Source organism: Streptomyces doebereineriae, assembly GCF_031845645.1.
In the GTDB taxonomy this organism is placed as follows: domain Bacteria; phylum Actinomycetota; class Actinomycetes; order Streptomycetales; family Streptomycetaceae; genus Streptomyces; species Streptomyces canus.
Genome location: NZ_JAVREZ010000002.1, coordinates 129,386 through 141,650 on the forward strand (window position 1 = coordinate 129,386; position 12,265 = coordinate 141,650).

General features: G+C 68.0%; 14 protein-coding genes and 1 pseudogene. 6 read left to right on the top strand and 9 right to left on the bottom strand.

The genetic code is table 11. The features are described 5' to 3' along the window. Nucleotides 1–229: 229 nt before the first annotated feature. From RNB18_RS06120 to RNB18_RS06150, 7 genes and pseudogenes are all read right to left on the bottom strand, one after another. On the bottom strand, nucleotides 230–520 hold the full coding sequence (locus tag RNB18_RS06120; RefSeq protein ID WP_311713127.1) for a hypothetical protein: 291 nt from the start codon (nucleotides 518–520) through the stop codon (nucleotides 230–232). Between the two features lie 218 nt (nucleotides 521–738). After that, nucleotides 739–951, bottom strand: a complete 213-nt coding sequence (locus RNB18_RS06125; protein ID WP_307710715.1) for a hypothetical protein — start codon at nucleotides 949–951, stop codon at nucleotides 739–741. 119 nt (nucleotides 952–1,070) lie between these two features. After that, nucleotides 1,071–1,970: a hypothetical protein gene (locus RNB18_RS06130; RefSeq protein ID WP_311713128.1), complete on the bottom strand. Its 900-nt coding sequence runs from the start codon at nucleotides 1,968–1,970 to the stop codon at nucleotides 1,071–1,073. Between the two features lie 53 nt (nucleotides 1,971–2,023). After that, a pseudogene (locus RNB18_RS06135) lies at nucleotides 2,024–2,415 on the bottom strand (aldo/keto reductase); the annotation flags it as partial. A 227-nt stretch (nucleotides 2,416–2,642) separates the two neighbouring features. Beyond that, on the bottom strand, nucleotides 2,643–4,475 hold the full coding sequence (locus RNB18_RS06140) for a P-loop NTPase family protein (protein ID WP_311713129.1): 1,833 nt from the start codon (nucleotides 4,473–4,475) through the stop codon (nucleotides 2,643–2,645). Then, nucleotides 4,468–4,941 carry an ABC-three component system middle component 2 gene (locus tag RNB18_RS06145; protein ID WP_311713130.1) on the bottom strand — a complete coding sequence of 158 codons (474 nt, stop codon included), beginning with the start codon at nucleotides 4,939–4,941 and terminating at the stop codon, nucleotides 4,468–4,470. The genes RNB18_RS06140 and RNB18_RS06145 overlap by 8 nt, the downstream gene beginning before the upstream one ends. Continuing rightward, nucleotides 4,938–6,008, bottom strand: a complete 1,071-nt coding sequence (locus RNB18_RS06150; protein WP_311713131.1) for an ABC-three component system protein — start codon at nucleotides 6,006–6,008, stop codon at nucleotides 4,938–4,940. Before RNB18_RS06150 ends, RNB18_RS06145 begins: the two co-directional genes overlap by 4 nt. A gap of 464 nt (nucleotides 6,009–6,472) precedes the next feature. On the opposite strand from RNB18_RS06150, the gene RNB18_RS06155 reads away from it, so the two are divergent. Continuing rightward, the gene (locus RNB18_RS06155; protein WP_258311499.1) at nucleotides 6,473–6,682 is read left to right on the top strand and encodes a hypothetical protein; all 210 of its coding nucleotides are present in this window, start codon (nucleotides 6,473–6,475) and stop codon (nucleotides 6,680–6,682) included. A 13-nt stretch (nucleotides 6,683–6,695) separates the two neighbouring features. Then, the gene (locus RNB18_RS06160; RefSeq protein WP_311713132.1) at nucleotides 6,696–7,340 is read left to right on the top strand and encodes a hypothetical protein; all 645 of its coding nucleotides are present in this window, start codon (nucleotides 6,696–6,698) and stop codon (nucleotides 7,338–7,340) included. Nucleotides 7,341–7,395: 55 nt separating this feature from the next. Here RNB18_RS06160 and RNB18_RS06165 read toward each other — a convergent pair whose 3' ends face one another. Further along, complete coding sequence (locus RNB18_RS06165; RefSeq protein WP_311713133.1) at nucleotides 7,396–8,454, bottom strand: hypothetical protein; 1,059 nt, start codon at nucleotides 8,452–8,454, stop codon at nucleotides 7,396–7,398. Nucleotides 8,455–8,622: 168 nt separating this feature from the next. On the opposite strand from RNB18_RS06165, the gene RNB18_RS06170 reads away from it, so the two are divergent. The 4 genes from RNB18_RS06170 (at nucleotide 8,623) to RNB18_RS06185 (ending at nucleotide 11,928) form a co-directional block, all read left to right on the top strand. Further along, nucleotides 8,623–8,895, top strand: coding sequence for a helix-turn-helix transcriptional regulator (locus tag RNB18_RS06170; RefSeq protein ID WP_010044175.1), 273 nt, complete (start codon nucleotides 8,623–8,625; stop codon nucleotides 8,893–8,895). A gap of 160 nt (nucleotides 8,896–9,055) precedes the next feature. Further along, nucleotides 9,056–9,937, top strand: coding sequence for a DUF6083 domain-containing protein (locus RNB18_RS06175; protein ID WP_311713134.1), 882 nt, complete (start codon nucleotides 9,056–9,058; stop codon nucleotides 9,935–9,937). After that, the gene (locus RNB18_RS06180; protein WP_311713135.1) at nucleotides 9,934–10,407 is read left to right on the top strand and encodes a hypothetical protein; all 474 of its coding nucleotides are present in this window, start codon (nucleotides 9,934–9,936) and stop codon (nucleotides 10,405–10,407) included. The genes RNB18_RS06175 and RNB18_RS06180 overlap by 4 nt, the downstream gene beginning before the upstream one ends. A gap of 75 nt (nucleotides 10,408–10,482) precedes the next feature. After that, nucleotides 10,483–11,928: a UvrD-helicase domain-containing protein gene (locus RNB18_RS06185; protein WP_311713136.1), complete on the top strand. Its 1,446-nt coding sequence runs from the start codon at nucleotides 10,483–10,485 to the stop codon at nucleotides 11,926–11,928. Nucleotides 11,929–11,995: 67 nt separating this feature from the next. Here RNB18_RS06185 and RNB18_RS06190 read toward each other — a convergent pair whose 3' ends face one another. After that, nucleotides 11,996–12,226, bottom strand: coding sequence for a hypothetical protein (locus RNB18_RS06190; RefSeq protein ID WP_311713137.1), 231 nt, complete (start codon nucleotides 12,224–12,226; stop codon nucleotides 11,996–11,998). Nucleotides 12,227–12,265 lie beyond the last annotated feature (39 nt).

Consider the following 12,265-nt stretch of genomic DNA (forward strand, 5'->3'; position numbering starts at 1 on the left):
TTGTGATGTGCGTGCCCACACGGTAGTGAACGGCAGCTGCTATCAAGGCCGTGCGCATCCACGTCCACAGCAGCCCGGCATCAGTAGTCATAGGACCAGGGAAGTCCCCTCCAGCCGCCAGGGCGAGCGTTGGTGATAGGGCGGGTGGGTATTGCTCACATCCGGTGGCGTCGTGCTGAAGGCACGACCAGGGGAGTTGCAAAGTCCGGCGATCTCGTGAATGCGCTGATCAGGCGATGCCCAGGAGGTCGAGCGGGCGGGTGAAGGGCTCGTAGGACGCGTGGCGGAGGTCAGCGGCGACGTTGCGGTGCCCGGCGGTGCGGAGGGCGCTGATCGCCAAGTTCCGCAGGGTTGCCATGTTCTCCGGGGCGCGGCCGGTGCGGATCTGGGAGGCGTCCTCGGCGAAGGTTGTGTCGCGGACGAAGTGGAGCCGGTTCTGGGTGGTCCACTGCGACCTGGCGAGTCGGCCCAGCCGCTCGGGCGAGGCTTCCTGCGAGGTCAGGTCGGTGATCGCATACACGGTTTGGCGGCTGCACCTGCCGGTCTGGCCAGGATCAGCAGGTCCGCCCACCGGAAGTGGAGGAGTTCCGCATAAAGTTGGAGCGTTTGCGCGCTTCTGTGTGAGCTCTCGAGTGTGCTCCTCTCCGACAAAGCCGTTGCGCGCCCCACGGGGCGCGCCCGGGGCAGAGCAGCGGAGATTGAGTGCTGACGGCTGGCGGGGTCTGGCTAAAGTAGGCGTCACACCTCGGAGGCGTACACCTTCGGCGTCCGGCACTTGCCGCCCATCCGCCGCCGGTGCGAAGCGGCGACGTTCCCGACATGCTGTCGTCCGGAGCCGACATACCTGTCGCCACACGTGTCGCAGCGCCAGTGGTAGACCTCCGAGCGGGGCAGGGCGTCGGGCTCGCGGTTGGACGTGATCGCCTTGAACAGCAGCTTCAACAGGTTCATCGTCGTCGTTGTCCTCATCTGGGGGCCCCGACCCTTGCCGGGGTCATCACATCGTTCCGTAGGGGTCCAGCCAAGGTGAGGCAAAGCCACCACGGGATGATCTTGAAGTCCTGGTGGGATCAGGCGATGACGAAGGGGATAAACGCCACCTCGGCACGGGGAGCACTGCCCGGATCTCCGCTGCCCCGGACAACGAAACCCCACTGCCGGTCCTCGCCAGCTCTGCTGGAGTCGAAGGACTCGCACTGCGGGTGGCAACGGATCGCGGCGATAGTGCCGGCGATCCGGGCATCCGGGTCCTTCTCCCGGTAGAACATCAGCAGAGACGTCCGGCGGCCGCCGTTGTCCGTGTACCTGAGCAGCTGGTCCAGCGCGTCGGTGACCGACTTCGGCCCGGTGTAGAACTTGCACTCGGAGATCGACACGTTGCGGTCTCCGACTCGGATCAGGATGTCCGTCTTGCCCTTGCCGTTCAGGGTCTCGCCCGTGGACTGCCCTTCAAAGTAGGCGTTGAGGGCGACGAGCAGCACGTCTCGCAGCCGCTCCTCAGGCATGTCGGAGGTCAGGAGGCCCGACCGCTCCATCGCGTTGCGGGCACCCCGCAGAAGCCTGAGGGATTCCGCGTACGCCCTGGCGTCGTGCCGCGCTACCTCAGGCCGCCACTCGCCGACCGGCAGGATCTGGAGGGTCGGGCTGACCTGGTAGCCGTCCCGGGCCAGCGCGGCTGTGACCTTCGCCAGCGTCCCGTCCCAGCCGTAGGAGCCGGTGCACTCATCCAGCATGCCCTCGAACGCGCGCAGGGCCCGCTGTACCTGCCCCTCGTCGGTCCAGTCAACGCCTTCGGCGAAGGAACTGAAGACCTGCTTGCGGGCTCCACCCGAGCGAGTCTGCGCGGCCTCCACGGGAGAAAAGCCCTCACCGGTCCAGCATGCTCGCAGGGGACTCAGCTCGATGATGGAGCTGAGCTCCCAGAAGAGCTGGCGCGTCCGGGCGCTGACTATCTCGACAGCTGTATCCATCGGGCCAGGTTAAGAGCCTGAACCGTGTCGGTGACGACGTTTCAGGTACATCGCAGCCGGTCGGGGTAGAAGTTAGCGACGCCGATCGCCCTCGTCAGGCCTTCGCGGTTGAGGCCTCCATGGCGCGCCACTGGCCGTAAACGTGCCGAAGGGCTGGTGCATCAGGTACAGGTCGAGGTGGTCCCGGCCCAGCTTGTTCAGGGACGTCTCGAACGCGCGGCGGGTGTTGTCCTGGGCGGGGGCGTCCTGGACCCACAGCTTGGTGGTGACGAACAGTTCCTCGCGCGGGAGGCCGCTGGACTTGATGGCGCGGCCGACGGCTTCTTCGTGGCCGTAGGCGGCTGGCGGTGTCCAGCAGGCGGTAGCCGACGGCCAGGGCCTCGGAGACGGCGCGCTCGGTGTCCTCGGCGGGGATCTGGTAGACGGCGAAGCCGAGGGACGTCATCTCGAGGTCCGGTGCCTGAGAGGCCCCGGACCCCGGGCCGCTTCCGTGAGCGTGCCGCTCGGGTGGTCGCCCGTTGTTCTCCGTGCGTGGTGGTCGGCAGAAAGCCCGTGACGGCTTCGCGGCGCTGAGGGCATAGTGCGCCGCCGTTTCACGTTGTGGCCGGCCGGTCAGCATGGTATCGGCATGCCGGGCCGTCCGGCGCTTCACTCCTGCGGGTTCGGTGCGGCTCAGGTCCGGTTGGCGGTGCTGGGACGCGCGGGGAAAAAGCCGGGGCGGGCTCCGCTGCCGCTGAAGGTGACGATCCGTGCCTGCTCGAGGACGTCGGGGGGCGGTGTCGCGTTCTCGACGACGATGGCCTGGCCGGGGAAGGCCAGGAACGAGCGGTAGAAATGGTCGATCACGTTCGGGGGGATGCGGTCGGCGTCAAAGTCCGGCTCTTTGTACGTCACCAGCGGCGAGTCCAGGACTAGGAAGCCGAGATGCGGGAGTCTGCGGTCCAGGCAGTAGCGGGCCAGGGCGATGGAGAACGCGGCGTGCAGCAGAGCGCGCATGCCCCGGCCGTGGCCGGCGCGCGCCGTTCCGCCAGCACTGACGTCCCCGCTGTAGGGGTCGTAGCTGGCGCCTTCCACGTCGGGGATCCGCCAGGAATCCAGGGTGCGTTGGAAGAGCTCGTCGAACGACGACAGGATTCTGCCCGCGATCAGGGATTCCCGCCGCTTGGACGGCAGGGCGCCCTGGGCCACCAGCTGGGAGCGGTGCTCTTCCAGTTCATCGAGCCGGGCCCGCAGTTCCAGGTCGCGTTCGACACGCAGACGCTCGTCGACAGTGTCCTGCAGCCCGTCACGGAGAGGGGCCAGTCGTGCTTCGATCTGTGCCAGGGCCCCGTCGGCCTCGGCCGCCTGCGCGCTCAGGGCCGTGCGGCGTTCGGCCAGCTCGTCGCGCTGGCCCTCCAGTCCCTCAATGGTCAGCCGGAGGTCGGCGAGAAGGGAGTGCGTCTTGGCTGACTCGACGAGCACGGCCTCGTGCAGTTGGGTGGTCTCCTGATGGCCGTGCTGGGCCTGCTGGTGTTCGGGGTCCGCCCCGCAGAAGACGCAGCGGCCGACCTGGAAGTAGCCCAGCAGATTGCCCGCCTCGCTGACCATCTCCAGACGAGCGAGGTCTGTCTCATACTGCTGACGGAGGGTGTCGAATCGCCCCAGCAGGTCGAGCACCTCACCTAGGCGTGCCTCCAGCTCGGCGTCCGTCTCGGCCAGGTGTGCACGGGCGGCGACGACGCGGGCCTGCTGCTCGGACTCGCCGGCCAGCGAGCGGGCCATGTTGTTGAGGCTGTCCTCTAACCCGGCCAGCTGGTCTCGCAGCTCGTCGGGGGTCTGGTCGCGGGAGAGTTTGGCGTGCAGGTCCAGTGCCAGCGAATCGATCAGGTTGATCTTGCCCCGCTGGACGCGCCGCTGAGCAGCATTGGGGAGTTTGGTCGCCGGGGGCTCGTCCTCTCCGGTCAGCATCAGTTTCATGACCGAGCGGGCGGTGGTCCTGGCCGCGGTGCCGCGGGTGCGCTGCGAGGGCGGATTCGGATCGATCATGCGGGTGTCGGTGACCACGCTGAGGTGGGTCAGGTCGGCAAGCTTGAGCAGTTCGGTGTTGCCGCCCTCGTTGGTGCGAACGTAGGTGTCGTCCAGCCCCAGTTTGCTGAGCAGGTAGTGCGAGATGTCACGGCGGCTGCGAATCCTGCGGGCCGAGACGATCGCGTCGGGGGTGGCGTGGGACAACTCCCTCAGGTCGTCCTGGTGTACGTGAATGCTCTTGCCACCGGGCTTGCGGACCAGGGTGAGAGGCCTGCCGTCGGGAAGCAGCAGGCCGAGCAGGATCTGTCCGTATCCTTCGGCGCGCGGGATCGAGGGACGGACATGACCGCCGAGCATGTAGTCGATGGAGTCGACCAGGAAGGTCTTTCCCGTGTTGGAGGAGCCGTAGATCACCGTGAACTTGGGGTCGAACTCCACGCTGGCCGTCGGCAGGCCCGCACCGGCATACGTCAGATGGGTCAGGGTGAAGTTAGCCATGGCCGACCCCCAAGTGCTGCATGTCGGCAGTGAATTCGTTGTGCCAGCGGGTCGTGATGTCTCGTGTGGCCGCCACCGCGTCCGTGGTCGAGGCGAACTGCTCCACGGCCCACTGCGCGCGCTGACGCAGTTTGCCGACGTACGGGGCCTCCAGGATGCCGACGAACCCCGAGCCGCGCGGGGTCACCTGGTAGACGAGCCCGTCATCGGTCGCCTCGACCGTGGCCAGGCCGGCGCGCAGCAGCACCTCCAGCCCTTCCTGCATCATCTGCCGTTTCATGCCGAGCTCGCCCGGCTGGGCGGGCAGGCGGGGATGGAGGCTGGGCGGACCGTCGAACTGGCTGCTGTGCAGCATGGCGTGGTCCAGTACCACCAGCCAGGAGAGGTCCAGTGGGTGAGGATGGCTGCGGGCCAGCAGTACCAACGTACGCATCCCCACTTCGACCGGACTGTTGAGCGGGTTCATCGGCAACCTCCTTTGCACCAGTGCAGCTTGTCGACGTTCGCCAATTGGTGGCACATGCCTTGACGTTGGCTGTTGCGGAACAGGTGCAGCAGGGGCGACCCGGTGAGGGTCATCTGCCCGGAGGCTTTGAGGACCTGCTGGAGGCGGTCCCACCCTGAGGGGTAGTCGATGGCGGCCACCTCGATCAGGTTGGTCAGCACGTCGTCCTGTAGCTCCTCGTAGGTGTCCCCCGCGATGCTCTCTCGTGCATACATGCGTAGGGCCTCCGCATCGAAGAACGCCACTCGCTGCCGCCCAAGATGCTCTCCCGAATCAGGGTGCTCGAAGGCGTGCTGCACGGTGGCGATGTCCTCGCCGAACCTCTCCTGGTAAACGTCCAGGAGCTGCTGGAGGTAGCGCGCTTCGTTGACCTGGGGCTCAGGAGGGGGAAGGAGTTTGCGGGGCTTGCCGGTGGGCGGCAGGTTGAAGCGGGAGGCGAACAGCGGCGACTTGCTGTAGACCTCCAGGACCTCGTCCAGGTTGACGGTCCAGAACATCGAGAAGTCCGTGCGCTCCGCCAACGCCCGCACGGCCGCCCGGGTCTGTGGGGACAACGCGGCGACCGGCTTGGTCCGCCCGTCCAGGTACGTGAGAAACCGGTCCTTCAGCGCGGCCGGGGTCAGCACCATGTCCTTGAGCCGGGGATGGATCTTAGGTGCCACGAAGATGTACCGGGCGGGGAGCGTCCGGCTCGTCTCCAGCGTCGCCACGAACGGTTTGATCATCTCGGGCAGCGCGTCGTCGAGCGTGAGGTCGTCGGTGTAGTGCTTGCACTGGTAGCAGTGCCAGGCACCGTTCAACCGCTGCTCGCTCATGAAGGCGACGACGTCAGCGCCGCGGTCGTTGGTCCCGCCCAGGACCTCCACGCCGAGGTAGCCGAACTCGTCCCTGCGCATGCGAACCCACTCGCAGGTGAACTGCTCCCACTGCTCCGGCGTCCAGTAGAAAACCTGCTGCAGGGGTGTCCGGGTGTCGAACTGGTTGTGCGGCACGACCGACGGCGGCGGCACATACTGCGACACGGACACACCGTCCGCGCTCCTCTGGCCACCGCCCTGCGGTAATGCGTCCACTCCTACCCCCCCCCGGTGCGCCGTTTCCCCCAAGTACACGCCGCTGCCCACTTCTACCATCGGAGATCGTCGATGGACAGGGCGCGCGCCTCCACCGGGGCTCGGTGACGGCTCGGCGCCGGGGCGGATGTCCCCGGCAGGATTCGGCCGGCAGCGGCGTACCGATAACGCGAGCTCTTTGGTCAGGTCATCGGGGCGGCCGCGACGGCGCCCGAGCGCACTCAGCTGCAGAACCGACGAAATCCGCAGACGGTGGGACTCACCGCTGATCGGCTAGCACCACGGGGAGCGACACCTACCCGCGTCTCTGACCTGCACATATGGCGACTTCATGGCCGCGCTCTCGTCGCTGTCAGTGCTCTGCCGTACGGTTCAAGAAGGACCAGCACGTACGAGCGCGAGAAGGAGGGGGAAGGACCGTGACAGCGATCGAGGAGCGCCCCACAGACCAGGGTGACGCACGGTATGAGGAATTGTCTTACGACGAGTGGCACGCCGGCGCCCTGGCAGCTCTCGAAGAGCTCGGCCTCACCTACGCCGAACTGAAGGAACAGGCCCGTAACCGCGACTTCTCCTCCGCTCAGGCGCACGCCCTGTGGTCACTCATCGGGGGCACTCTTGATCTCTGATGCTCTGCGGTCAATGGCGACCGAGTTCGCAGTGGAGATGGACACCATGCTCAGCCAGACCGTGGCTCGTCACGTTCAGGTCCGGGCACTGGCGATGCAGCACCGCCAGGAACGTACGTTTCTAGTCGCCAGCAACGTGCAGAAAAACCCGATGAAGTCGCAGCGGTTTGAGTTGGACACACCGCCCGGGCGCCCGAACCTGTGGATGGAGGTCAGTTTCCAGCTCCGGTTCGACGAAGAACGTGAGTACCTTGCGGTCCAGCAGTCGTTCGTAGGCATATTCAAAGACAAAGAGTCCAAGGAGGGTCTTTTCCACTACGACTACGAACGCCGCAAAGGTGACGGATACCCCGACGCACACCTCCAGGTATACGGATCCTCAACCACATGGGAAGAAGTCCTCCCGGGCCGCCCTCTACCTAAGCTGCACTTTCCCATGGGCGGCACAAGATTCCGCCCATGCGTCGAAGACATCGTTGAATTCCTCATCGTGGAAGGCATCGTGAACCCGCGACCAGGCTGGAAAGAGCTACTCAACACCAGCCGGGACAAGTTTCAGGCCAATCAATTGAAGGCTGCCATGCGGCGGAATCCGCAACTCGTCGAAGACTTCGTCCGCCGTCACGGCGAGTCCCTGGGCATCAAGGTTACTTACTGATCGCTGCCCCCTCATCAGGTGGATCGAGGTGCGGCGGAAGGACACAGCTCCACGTTCACGCGAACTCACCAGCATCACAACCACGGTCTGTAAGACGCCTCCCGTGAGGCCCCGGGGCAAGCCTCCAGCGCACGTCCCCTGAGTCCGGGCAGATCCGCCACTCCTGTACGGTGCCGGTCGCTGTAAGGCACGTCAGCGCGCTGTGGAACCCCTGATCGTGCAGGCCACAGTCACGGATGATCCGGTCACATTCGCTCAGCCCGTCGCCCGAGGACGGATCGCTGTGCGCCGCGAGGTAGACGCGCAGCAGCCACAGCCGGTGCTCGGTCTGCCCCCTCCGGGCAGGGCGCCCGGTCCGCAGCGCCCAGTCGGCGGCGCGCCGCCGGTCGGGGCGAGCGGGTGACTGCGTGAGCAACGCGGCATCACGAAGCTTTGCAGCGACCCCGCCGACTCCGGGACCACTCACCACGTTCAGCCACCGTGCCCGCTCCAACTCGTAGCAGGTTTCCCCGGCGTCGATGCGAAGACCGCGCAGCAAGCCTGCAGGGAGTTCGACGTGCATGTACGCGTTCATGCGCAGCGCGCACTGCAGGGCGAGGAGCCTCGCCCTGGCCGAGACGTCCGTGGGCAGGGCGGCAGCCAGGTAGCTGAGCATCTCGCCCACGCGGACGCGATCTCCCGGTCCCCTGCGCCGCCGTGTGTGACGCGGTCGTGCAGAGGGTGGGCGCAGCGGTGCGGCAAGCAGGGTGTCGGGCACGATGGCGGCCTGGGCAGTGGCTGCGGCGCAGGCGCCGCAGACGTCGGCGAGGCGCCAAATGCGGCCGCCGCGTTCGCAGGCCAGGAGCAGGCGGATGGGGCCGGCGCACCCGCGATGCCGGCGGTGCCAGCGGCATCCGCGGTCGTGGCACTGGCAGATGCGCAGGTAGGGGGCCCGAAGATCACCGCGGGCGTGCCGGGCAAGGTGGGCGAGAGCCGCCGAGCGGGCGGACTCTGCGGCGACCCGCTGGCCGTCCTGGGGACAGTGCTGGCACACGAGGAAGATCCCGCCGGTCTGGCACCTCAGTTCCACCGTCCAGGTCCGCGGCGCCTGTGGACACACGGTGTGCAGCTTCATGGGCGTATGCCCCTCCCTTCCTTGTCCGGCGCCAGCCCCACCGCGCCGTACGGCGGCGGCGGCCGACACCGTAGTGCAGACCCCTGCCCTCTTGCCCGTGGACCGCTGAGGCAAATAGGGCAGAGGTATGCACTGACAGGGCAGGGGCCTGCACCGTCGGATGGTCGGGTGACGATCTTGCCGCCCGATCCGGACCTCAACGCGCTCCGGCTGGAGCTGGGGCGCCTGCGGGCTGAACGCGGGTGGAGTTACGACGAGCTCGCCGCCCGCAGCGGCCTGGCCAGGCGCACCGTGATCGAGATCGAGCAGGGCCGCACCATCGGCACCCTCAAGACGTGGCACGCCCTCGCACACGCCCTGGACACACCGTTCGACGACCTCTTCGCCACCCTTTGCCACGAGCACGACCTGCCCGGAGCCGACGCCAGCTCCGACATCTGATCCGGGCTGCCAGCACCGGCGGCGATTCACCCAATCCGGCAACGCCGTATCGAATGCGCGAGCAGTCGTTCGCACTCCTGTCGCCCCGTTCTGCTCTACCCGGGGGACCATCCGGGCCGGGTGCTGCCGATGCGGCGTGTCGGCTGGGAGGTTCGCCCGCATGTGCTCCCCACCTTCTCCTTCTCCACGGCGCTGGGACGGCAGCCGCGCGAGCGCGCCTCGGCGGCGATCCCTGCGCATCACTCCCGACAGCGCCAGCCAGCTGCTGCGCTGCGGCCAGACCGCCTCCTGCCGCGCATGCGGCAATCCGGTCGAGTGGTACCTGCGCGCCGACGACCACCCGGTGCAGCTGCATCCGCACGAAGTGCCCGCGACCCGTGTGCCGGAGTCCTGCCGCTGGCACGTCAGCCGCGGCATCGCCCATCCGGCAGGCGACGGGAGCAGCTGGTGCCGGCTCGCGCACGCACTGCTATGCCCCGGCCGCCCGGCGCCGCCTGCCGCGCCGCAGCTGTCCGGGCTGCGCCGATCTCTCGCCCTGCGCACACGCCGTCTGCTCGACGCCGGAGTCCTCGCTCCGCCAGCCGCGCCGGCCAGCAGTCCGCCGCCGGGCCAGGCCGTCTGCCGACCGGCCCGGCCTGTCGTACAGCTCCTGTTCGTCCGTTACCTGGCCTCCCGGCCCGTCGACGAGATCCAGTGCGTCGCCCAGACGCTGCGCCGTACCCGCTGCACCGCCAAGGTTCTCGGCACCAGCGCCCTGCACGGTGTGTGGGCCCTGGTGCCAGTGAGCGCCCACCAAGGCCAACTCGCGCTGCCGTCGGATGTCATGGCCGTCTACAGCCTCTCCGCACTGCCCTACCAGGAACAGCTGCGGTGGCGTGCCCAGCGGTGTGACCAGCATGCCGCCGCCCCTGAAGCGGGTGACCTCGCCGTTGCGGACTGGGAGCCCTTCGATCCGCTCCGACACCACGAACACATCCACACCCGCCTGCCCTCGCACGGACGCCGTCCCGGCGGCCCCGCTCCACGGCAGGCTCAGTCGTGACACATCAGTACGCCGTCGAGATCGCCCTGACCCGGCCCGCCTCCGCCCGGGAGCTTCACCGAGCCCGCTGCTGCGTGGCATTCGCCGCAAACACGAACCGCACCCGGTTGATGACGGTGCAGAGCGCCAAGAGCCCGGGCCGCGCCTTGCACCGGCTGCGGCGTCGGCTGGACTCGCTCCTACCGATCGACGTGCTCAGCACGCACTACCCCGACCGCCACGGCCGCGTCCTGCTCAACGTCGTCCTCAGCCGCCGCGCCCACGCGCAGATCCGCCAGGAGGCGGCCGCCAGTGGTGCGCACGCCGGGGAGGTCCTGCGCGAGCGGATTACTGCCCGCCTTGCGCGAGAGCAGCGCGAACGGCACCAGCGTCTCGAGTCGCAGCTGCGCCGCCTGGTCACCCACCGCACCCCGGAAGAAGTACTGGCCTGCGCCGCAGGCCATCTTCTCCAGGCGCGCCCACCCGTCTGAATCAACCGTCGTTCCACCAGCATCCGCATCACCAGCTGCAGTCGGTCTGGCCATTCCCATCCTCCGGAGTCCTTGTTGCACACTCCCACCCCCGAACAGGTCCACGCGGCGGACACCTTCCGCTCCGGCCAGCACCTCGCACTGCAGGCCGGAGCCGGAACAGGGAAGACCAGCACGCTGTGCCTGCTCGCCGCCAGCACCAAACACCGAGGCCGCTATCTCGCCTTCAACAAGGACATCGCGCGCGACGCCGCGGCCCGCTTTCCATCCACGGTGCAGTGCCGCACCGCCCACGCCACCGCCTTCGCCGCACTCGGCCACCGCTACGCAGACCGGCTCAACAGCCCCCGCCAGCTGGCCTGGAAGACCGGCCAGGCCCTCGGCATCCTGCACCCCCTACGGATCGCCGATCACGAGATCAGCCAGAGAACCCTGTCCCACAACGTGCTGCGCACCGTCACCCGCTTCTGCCACTCCGCCGACGCCACTCTGGCACGCCACCACGTGCCGGGCCTGCGGGGCCTCGACCGACCCGCCGAACACAGGCAGTTCGCCGAGCACGTGCTCCCATTCGCAGCCAAGGCTTGGGCAGACCTGCAACGCCCCGACCACGGCGTCGTCCGCTTCGAGCACGATCACTACCTCAAGATGTGGGCGCTGACCGGCCCGAAGATCGAAGCCGACTTCCTCTTCCTCGACGAGGCCCAGGACACCAACCCGGTCCTGGAGCAAGTGTTCATCGCCCAGCGAGACCACGCTCAGCTCGCCATGGTCGGCGACTCGGCCCAGGCCATCTACGGCTGGCGGGGCGCAACCGACGTGATGACCGGCTTCGACGCCGAGCAGCTGACCCTCACACGCTCGTTCCGCTTCGGGCCGCAGATCGCCGACGAGGCCAACCGATGGCTCGCACTCGCCGACGCCCCTATCCGCCTGACGGGGACCACCAGCATTCCCGCAGAGGTGAGCAGCGTCGACCACCCCGACGCCGTGCTGTGCCGGACCAACATCGGTGCGATGACGGAGGTCATGTGCCTGCTCGGCGAAGGACACCGAGTCGCCCTCACCCGCGGAGGACAACAGCTGGCCCAACTCGCTTTCGCTGCCCGTGATCTCAAAGAAGGCCGCCGCACGCACCACCCCGAACTCGTACTGTTCGCGTCCTGGGGCGACCTGCAGGACTACGCCGTCTACGATCCGGCCGGCCGTGACCTGCAACCCTTCGTCGACCTCGTCGACACCCACGGCCCCGACGCCATCCTCGCGGCCGTGTCGCAACTCTCCGAGGAGGCGCACGCCGATGTCACCGTCTCCACCGCCCACAAGGCCAAAGGCCGCGAATGGCCGGCGGTCAGGATCGGCAACGACTTTCCCCAGCCGGTCACCGATCCTGGCGCACCCAAGGCCGGACAGCCCCTTGAAGTGAGTGACACGGACGCCCGTCTCGCCTACGTCGCCGTCACCCGCGCCCGCCATCGGCTCGACCTCGGCGGCCTGGCGTGGACTACACCCGCCCAGTAGGCAGAAGGCGGATGCACGCCACAAAGCGGTCGACCAGCAGCCCAGCGCCGTGGGCCGCCAGCCGGTGTCAGCCCACCCAACCGATATCGATCACCTCGATGCCACCCAGGAAGGCGGTGAACCACACCCACGAGCGAGGCCCGAAAACCAGCGCGGCGTGCCAGCCGCCAGGCGGCGGCCATTCACCCGGCCGCACGAGAGCGGCAGCGATCGTCTCCATCACCTCCTTGCGCCCCTCCGGCGCCAGTTCATCAAGCGCGTCCTCCACCCGGACCGCCAGGTCGACCTCGTACGGCACTGCGCACCCCCGTGCTCGTGATCAGGGAGGTCCACACCG

Bases quoted from the DNA above. Each gene is read 5' to 3' on its own strand.
- RNB18_RS06145 (WP_311713130.1), bottom strand. From the start codon at position 4,941: ATGAACCCGCTCAACAGTCCGGTCGAAGTGGGGATGCGTACGTTGGTA.
- RNB18_RS06140 (WP_311713129.1), bottom strand. From the start codon at position 4,475: ATGGCTAACTTCACCCTGACCCATCTGACGTATGCCGGTGCGGGCCTG.
- RNB18_RS06165 (WP_311713133.1), bottom strand. From the start codon at position 8,454: ATGAAGCTGCACACCGTGTGTCCACAGGCGCCGCGGACCTGGACGGTG.
- RNB18_RS06160 (WP_311713132.1), top strand. From the start codon at position 6,696: ATGGCGACCGAGTTCGCAGTGGAGATGGACACCATGCTCAGCCAGACC.
- RNB18_RS06130 (WP_311713128.1), bottom strand. From the start codon at position 1,970: ATGGATACAGCTGTCGAGATAGTCAGCGCCCGGACGCGCCAGCTCTTC.
- RNB18_RS06175 (WP_311713134.1), top strand. From the start codon at position 9,056: ATGTGCTCCCCACCTTCTCCTTCTCCACGGCGCTGGGACGGCAGCCGC.
- RNB18_RS06125 (WP_307710715.1), bottom strand. From the start codon at position 951: ATGAACCTGTTGAAGCTGCTGTTCAAGGCGATCACGTCCAACCGCGAG.